The following is a 5,950-nucleotide window of genomic DNA, read 5'->3' on the forward strand; positions in this document are numbered from 1 at the left end:
GTACGAGCCTTGACTACTTCCCCGCCATTCCCTTCAGCCGATACAGCGCTTCCAGCGCCTCCCTCGGCGTCATCTCGTCGGGATTGATCTCCCCTAGCGCCGCGCTCAGTCCATCGCTCTTTGCCGGCTTCGGCGCCTCTCGTTTCACCGCCACCGAAAACAGCGGCAGATCGTCGACCAGCCGGTTTGCCTTGCCCGAAACCTCGCCCGCTTCCAGCTGGTGCAGCACTTCCCTGGCCCGCCCGACCACCGCTTCCGGCAAGCCGGCCAGACGCGCCACCTGCACGCCGTAGGAGCGGTCGGCGGCACCCTTGCCGACCTCGTGCAGGAAGACCACGTCGCCCTCCCATTCCTTGACCCGCATGGTGACGTTGTGCAGCCGAGCGAGTTTGCTGGCCAGCGCCGTCATCTCGTGGAAGTGGGTGGCGAAGATCGCTCGGCAACGGTTCTTCTCGTGCAGATACTCGACCGCCGCCCAGGCGATCGACAGGCCGTCGAAGGTAGCTGTGCCGCGGCCGATCTCGTCCAGGATCACCAGCGCGCGTTCGCCGGCCTGGTTGAGGATCGCCGCCGTTTCGACCATCTCGACCATGAAGGTCGAGCGGCCGCGCGCCAGATCGTCCGAGGCCCCGACACGTGAAAACAGCCGGTCGACGACGCCGATATGGGCTGATGCCGCCGGCACGAAGGAGCCGGTCTGGGCGAGGATGGCGATCAGCGCGTTCTGCCTGAGGAAGGTCGATTTGCCGCCCATATTGGGGCCGGTCAGCAGCCAGATCGCGCCGTTCTTGGCATCGCCTTCCGGCGATAGATCGCAATCATTGGCGACGAACGATCCTTCCCCCGAACGCCGCAGAGACTGTTCCACCACCGGATGCCGTCCGCCCGAAATTGCGAAGGCGAGGCTGGCGTCCACCACGGGCCGGCACCAGGCTTCGCTTTCGGAAAGCAGCGCAAGTGCCGCCGACACGTCGAGCACGGCAAGCGCTTCTGCGCCGCCGCGGATCTTGTCCGCCTGGCCGACCGCTTCCGCCGTCAGCCTGTCGAAGGCGGCAAGCTCGATCGCCAGCGCCCGGTCGGCGGCATTGGCGATCTTCGATTCCAGCTCGGCGAGTTCGGTCGTGGTGAAGCGCATGGCATTGGCCATGGTCTGACGATGGATGAAGCGCGCCTTCGCTCCATTGCTGCTCGTCATGATCGCATGGTGGTTGGCGGTGACTTCGATATAATAGCCAAGCACATTGTTGTGCCGGATTTTCAGCGAGCGGATGCCGGTTTCGTCGATCAGCGCGCGCTCCAGCCCGGCAATCACCTTGCGCGATTCATCGCGCAGTGCCCGCATGTCGTCGAGCTCAACGTGGTAGCGGCTGCGGACGAAGCCGCCGTCGCGCTTGAGCAGCGGCAGCTCGTCACTGAGCGCCTGCGTCAGATGCTCGGCCAGCGGACGTGGCAGCGCCTCGATCGCCGCCAGCGCCGCCGCCAGTTCTTGCGGAAGGGCGGTCGCCCCGAACAGTTCGGCAATAGTGCCGGCAGCGTCGAACCCGGCACGCAGCGCGCCGAGATCGCGCGGGCCGCCGCGGTTGAGCGCCAGCCGCGACAGGGCGCGAGGCATGTCGGCGACGTTCTTCAGGCTCGCCCGCACCGCCTGGCACAGTCGTGTCTCCGACCGGAAGAACGACACCGAATCCAACCTTGCACCAATTGCCGCCGGATCGGTCAGCGGCGCCATCAGCCGGTCGGCGAGCAGTCGCGCCCCACCGCCGGTCACCGTGCGGTCGATCGCCTTGAACAGCGAGCCCTCGCGGCTGCCGGAAAGGGTGCGCAGCAGCTCCAGATTGGCGCGTGTCGCCGGATCGATGAACAGCGTCGAACCCTGCTCCTCGCGCTCGGGCCGCGATAGCGGCGGCCGCTCGGCCTTCTGCGTTTTTTCGACATAAGCGATAGCGCCTGAGATCGCCGATAGCTCGGCGCGGGAAAACGTGCCGAAACTGTCCGGCGTCGCCACCGCGAAGAAACGGGCGATGCGCCCGGCGGCTGATGCCGAGTCGAACAGGCTCGGCGGCTGCGGATTGGCGACCCGGCCGAGCACGTCGAACACCGGTTTCAGCTCGGGATCGTAAAACACCGGCTCGGCGACAATCAGCTCGCGCGGGTCGACGCGAAAGACATCGGCGAGCAGCCGGTCTGCGGTGGTCTCGGCAACGCGGAAGGCGCCGGTCGAGATCTCGATCCAGGCCAGCGCAAAACTTCCTTGGTTCCCTGTCGCGCTGCCGCGCTCCCCGCCTCTTGGCTCGGCCCCGCCCTTGACCCGGCCAAGCGCCATCAAAAAGCTCGATTCTGACGGCGCCAGCAACTTGTCCTCGGTGATGGTGCCGGGCGTCACCAAGCGCACCACGTCGCGGCGCACCACCGACTTGCCGCCGCGTTTCTTCGCCTCGGCCGGATCCTCGATCTGCTCGCAGACGGCGACGCGGAACCCTTGTCCGATCAGCTTCTGCAGGTAGTCGTCGGCGGCATGCACCGGCACGCCGCACATCGGGATGTCGAGGCCCTGGTGCTTGCCGCGCTTGGTCAGGACGATGCCAAGCGCCCGGCTCGCCTTCTCGGCGTCGTCGAAGAACAGCTCGTAGAAATCGCCCATGCGGTAGAACAGCAGCGAATCCGGGTTCGCCGCCTTGATCTCGATATACTGCTCCATCATCGGCGTCGCCGGCGCAAAGGCCGGCGTAGCGCTGTCGCTGCGAATGGGCGTTTCGTCGTTCAAGAAGCTGCTTCCAAAATTCCCGAGCTATCTGCTTGGCGGTTTACAGCGGCGAAGTGTAGCCTTAATCCCGAACGTTCCACAAAAGAAAGCATTGCGCCCGTCTCGACGAGGTGCTGCACGGGTGAGGAAATCGAAAGCATCATGGCCAGGAAAACCGAAAACCCCGGGCCCTCCGTCAGTGCGCAGGAGGCGCTGGAATTCCACGCCATGGGCCGTCCCGGCAAGCTGGAGATCGTCGCCACCAAGCCGATGGCCACCCAGCGCGACTTGAGCCTCGCCTATTCGCCGGGCGTCGCGGTTCCGGTCCTCGCCATCGCCGAGGATCCCAGCCGCGCATTCGACTACACGGCGCGCGGCAATATGGTCGCGGTCGTTTCCAACGGCACCGCCATCCTCGGCCTCGGCAATCTCGGCGCGCTGGCCGCCAAGCCGGTGATGGAAGGCAAGGCGGTGCTGTTCAAGCGCTTCGCAGATGTCGATTCCATCGATCTCGAGGTCGACACCGAGGATGCCGACGAGTTCATCAACTGCGTGCGCTTCCTCGGGCCCTCCTTCGGCGGCATCAACCTGGAAGACATCAAGGCGCCGGAATGCTTCATCATCGAGCAGCGGCTGCGCGAACTGATGGACATACCGGTCTTCCACGACGACCAGCACGGCACAGCCATCATCTCGGCCGCCGGCCTGATCAACGCGCTGGAAATCACCGGCCGCGACATGAAGACCACGAAAATGGTCTGCAACGGCGCGGGTGCGGCTGGCATCGCCTGCATCGAGCTGATGAAGGCAATGGGCTTTGCGCCTGAAAACATCGTTCTGTGCGACACCAAAGGCGTCGTCTTCCAGGGCCGCACAGAAGGCATGAACCAGTGGAAGTCGGCGCATGCCGTCAAGACCGACGCGCGCTCGCTAGCCGAGGCGCTGGACGGCGCCGACGTGTTTCTCGGCCTGTCCGCCAAGGGCGCACTGACCACCAAGATGGTGCAGTCGATGGCCGAGAAGCCGATCATCTTCGCCATGGCCAATCCCGATCCGGAGATCACGCCGGAGGAAGTCGCCGAAATCCGCACCGATGCCATCATGGCCACCGGCCGTTCGGACTATCCGAACCAGGTCAACAACGTGCTCGGCTTCCCCTACATCTTCCGCGGCGCGCTGGACGTGCGGGCGACCACCATCAATGATGACATGAAGATCGCCGCGGCGCGGGCGCTGGCCGAACTGGCGCGCCAGGACGTGCCCGACGACGTCGCCGCCGCCTACCAGGGCATGCGGCCGAAATTCGGCCCCAACTACATCATCCCGGTGCCGTTCGATCCGCGCCTGATCTCGGCCATTCCGATCGCGGTCGCCAAGGCAGCGATGGAGTCCGGCGTCGCGCGCAAGCCGATCCTCGACCTCGACCGCTACGCGCAGGAGCTTTCCGCCCGCCGCGATCCGATCGCCTCGACGCTGCAGCGCATCTACGACCGCGTGCGCCGCCAGCCCAAGCGCGTCGTTTTCGCCGAGGGCGAGGAGGAGCAGGTGATGCGCGCCGCCGTCTCCTATGTGAACCAGCGGCTCGGCACCGCCATCCTGCTCGGCCGCGACGACATCATCAAGGAGAACGCCAGGAACGCCGGCATCGAGCTGAACAAGCAAGGCATCGAGATCATCAATGCGCGGCTGTCGCGCCGCAATGGCGTCTATACCGACTATCTTTACGAGCGCATCCAGCGCAAGGGCTTCTTGTTTCGCGACTGCCAGCGCCTGATCAACAACGACCGCAACCATTTCGCCGCCTGCATGGTGGCGCTGGGTGATGCCGAAGGCATCGTCACCGGCGTCACCCGCAACTACTCCACGGCGCTCGACGACATCCGCCGTGTCATCGACGCCAAGCCCGGCCACCGCGTCATTGGCGTTTCGATCGTGCTGGCGCGGGGCCGAACCGTGATCGTCGCCGATACCGCCGTGCACGACATGCCCAATGCCGAACAGATCGCCGACATCGCCGAGGAAGCCGCCGGCTTTGCCCGCCGCATGGGTTATGAACCAAGGCTCGCCATGCTCGCCTATTCCACCTTCGGACATCCGCAGGGTGAGCGCTCCGAGCGCGTCCAGGAAGCGGTGCGCATCCTCGACAAGCGGCGCGTCGATTTCGAGTATGACGGCGAGATGGCCGCCGACGTGGCGCTCAACGCGCGCGCCATGGCGCAATACCCGTTCATCCGGCTGACCGGCCCGGCCAATGTGCTGATCATGCCGGCGTTCCACTCGGCCTCGATCTCAACCAAGATGCTGCAGGAACTCGGCGGCTCGACGGTCATCGGCCCGCTGCTGGTCGGATTGGACAAGCCGGTTCAGATCGTCTCGCTCAACGCCAAGGACAGCGACATCGTCAACATGGCGGCGATCGCGGCGTATACGGCGGGGGCGTGAGGAGCGGACGTCTCTGCCTTCTCCCATAACGGAGAGAAGGAAGAGACGGCGTCGAGCCCTACAGCAGCCCTGCCTGCTCAGCCTCGTGGCGCAAATTCTGCCGCGGCCTTGGCCCGATCTGCTGGATGACCAGTCCGGCCGCCAGCGAGCCGAGGTCGCCGCAATCCTTCAGGCTGCGCCCTTGCGTGTAGCCGTAGAGGAAGCCGGCGGCATAGAGGTCGCCGGCGCCGGTGGTGTCGACCAGTTCGCGGATTTTGGTCGCATCGATGGTGACGGTCTCGTCGCCGCGCACGATTACCGAGCCCTTTTCCGAGCGGGTGACGGCGGCGATCTTGCAGTCCTTGCGGATCTGCGCCAGCGCCTCGTCGAAGGAGGCGGTCTGGTAAAGCGACTTGATCTCGTGGCTGTTGGCAAAGACGATGTCGACGGTGCCTGAGCGCATCAGCTCCAGAAACTCGTCGCGATAGCGGTCGACGCAGAACGAATCCGACAGCGTCATCGACACTTCGCGCCCGGCGGCATGGGCGAGCTTCGCTGTCTGCCGGAACGCTTCCTTGGCGCGCGGCGGGTCCCACAGATAGCCCTCGAAATAGGTGACGGCGGCGCCCGAGGCCTTGTCGGCCTCGACATCCTCCGGCCCGAGCTCGACGCAGGCGCCGAGATAGGTGTTCATCGAGCGCTCGCCGTCCGGCGTGACGAAGATCATCGAGCGCGCCGTCGGCGGTTCGCCGTTGAGCGGCCTGGTGTCGAAGGCGACGCCCTGCG

3 protein-coding genes are annotated in these 5,950 nt (G+C 65.5%); 1 reads left to right on the top strand and 2 read right to left on the bottom strand.

Annotated elements, in window-relative coordinates; genetic code table 11:
- Window positions 1-13: 13 nt before the first annotated feature.
- On the bottom strand, window positions 14-2,764 hold the full coding sequence (gene mutS, locus EOA85_RS25395) for a DNA mismatch repair protein MutS (protein WP_127211601.1): 2,751 nt from the start codon (window positions 2,762-2,764) through the stop codon (window positions 14-16).
- A 141-nt stretch (window positions 2,765-2,905) separates the two neighbouring features.
- On the opposite strand from mutS, the gene EOA85_RS25400 reads away from it, so the two are divergent.
- Window positions 2,906-5,185, top strand: a complete 2,280-nt coding sequence (locus EOA85_RS25400) for an NADP-dependent malic enzyme (RefSeq protein ID WP_127211602.1) — start codon at window positions 2,906-2,908, stop codon at window positions 5,183-5,185.
- Window positions 5,186-5,243: 58 nt separating this feature from the next.
- On the opposite strand, the gene EOA85_RS25405 is transcribed toward EOA85_RS25400, so the two are convergent.
- The coding region (locus tag EOA85_RS25405) for an adenosine kinase (RefSeq protein WP_164759866.1) at window positions 5,244-5,950 on the bottom strand (707 nt) is incomplete at its 5' end.

It is taken from the genome of Mesorhizobium sp. M5C.F.Ca.IN.020.29.1.1, assembly GCF_003997375.1.
GTDB classification, from domain to species: domain Bacteria; phylum Pseudomonadota; class Alphaproteobacteria; order Rhizobiales; family Rhizobiaceae; genus Mesorhizobium; species Mesorhizobium wenxiniae.